General features: G+C 55.9%; 1 protein-coding gene. It reads left to right on the top strand.

Annotation, left to right across the window (positions count from 1 at the left end; genetic code table 11):
* Nucleotides 1-2011 (top strand): efflux RND transporter permease subunit (locus M6F29_RS11705; protein WP_298160105.1); only part of this gene is annotated, 2011 nt, incomplete at both ends.

Below are 2011 nucleotides of genomic sequence, written 5' to 3'. Positions count from 1 at the left end.
AGGTGCAGGTGGATCTGGAACCGGCGGCGTTGAGGACCTATGGTTTGTCGGCCAATGACGTGACGCGCGCCTTGTCCACTCAGAACCTGATCGTCCCGGCCGGAACGGAAAAAATTGCCCATTGGGAATACGTGGTAAAATTGAACGCCAGTTTCCCCGATATCGATCAGTTGAACGGAATTCCTTTGCGTACACCTTCCGGTGCGCTGATCCATATTCGGGACGTGGCCCATGTCTATGACGGGGCACTTCCGCAGACCAACGTGGTGCGAGTGGATGGGCATCGAGCCGTGCTGATGAGTGTGCTCAAGACCGGGTCGGCATCCACTCTGACGATCATCGACAGCATCAAGGGTCTCATGCCCCAGGTGCGGGCGGATATGCCGCCGGGTATGCACATTCATACCACGGGAGATCAGTCTTTGTTTGTGACGGCAGCGATCGATGGGGTGGTGCGTGAAGGGCTGATCGCGGCGGCTTTGACGGGGCTCATGATCCTGCTTTTTTTGGGATCGTGGCGCAGTACTCTGATCATCACCGTTTCCATTCCTCTTTCTGTGCTGGTGTCCCTGATTGTGCTGTCCTGGTTGGGAGAGACCATCAATATCATGACGTTGGGCGGTTTGGCACTGGCTGTGGGGATTTTGGTGGATGATGCCACCGTGGCCATCGAGAACATCAATTGGCACCTGGAGCAGGGTAAGGATACGGAAACGGCCATTCTGGATGGTGCGCGTCAGATCGCCATGCCCTCCCTGGTGTCCACCTTGGCCATCTGTATCGTCTTTATTCCCATGTTCCTGCTCACGGGAGTAGCCCATTACCTTTTCGTACCTTTGGCGGAAGCGGTGGTATTTGCCATGTTGGCTTCCTGGGTATTGTCCCGGACCCTGGTGCCGACCTTGGCCAAATATTGGTTGCATCAGGAACATGGGGTGCCTGCGCGCCATTTGGGTGCTGTCATCCAGCAGCGTTTCGAGGCAGGGTTCAACCGGTTGCGGGCGGCTTATCATGTCCGTCTGGAAGGGGTATTGCGCGCCCGTCCGCGCCGCTTCACGGTGATCTTCTATGGAGTGGTGGGGTTGTCGTTCCTGTTGTATCCATGGATTGGAGAGAATTTTTTTCCAGAGGTGGATGCAGGGCAGATCAAGTTACACCTGCGTGCTCCCAGTGGTACGCGTATCGAGGACACGACGGCTTTGTGTGATCAGGTGGAGCAAGATATCCGTCGTCATGTGGGTAGACAGTTGGATACTCAAGTGGATGTGGTGGGGCTGCCTTATAGTGGGATCAATTTGTCCTACAGTACATCCGCACCCGTCGGGCCGGGGGATGCGGATATTTTCATCACGTTGGGCAAGGGGCATGCGCCCACCCCGGAAGTGGTGCGTGACCTGAGAAAGGTATTGCACCAGGATTTTCCGACCATTTCCTTTGCATTCCTGCCCGCAGATATCGTCAGCCAGATCCTGAATTTTGGCTTGCCTGCCCCTCTGGATGTGCAAATCTCGGGGATTCGCCTTACGGAGAACCGGGCCTTTGCCAATCGCTTGTTGGCTGAACTGAAGAGGGTGCCGGGCGCCGTGGACCTGCGCATCCAGCAGTCCTTCGACTACCCTCAGGTGGAGGTTGAGGTGAATCGTGATCTTGCCCAGACCTTGGGATATACGGAGCAGGACGTCGCCACTAACCTCATGACTTCTCTGTCGGGAAGTTTTCAGACGGCACCCAGTTTCTGGACCAACCCAAAAAATGGTGTGCAGTACAACGTGTCGGCACAGATGCCGCAATACCGTCTGCAGTCGGTGGGAGATCTGGGTCAATTGCCCATTACCGTAGCCTCACCCATGGTGCCCCCTCAAATCCTGGCTAATCTGGCCACTTTTCGTCATGGCGTGGGGCCCGCCGTGGTCAGCCATTACAATGTGAAACCAGCCATCGATATTTTTGGGGCGGTTCAGGGCACCGATTTGGGCACGGTGGCGAAACGCATTCAGGAAATCATTCATGC

The sequence above is a fragment of the Ferrovum sp. genome (genome assembly GCF_027317285.1).
GTDB lineage: Bacteria > Pseudomonadota > Gammaproteobacteria > Burkholderiales > Ferrovaceae > Ferrovum.
The sequence above is the reverse complement of the archived record's forward strand: the minus strand, read 5'-3'. Positions and strand labels throughout refer to the sequence as shown.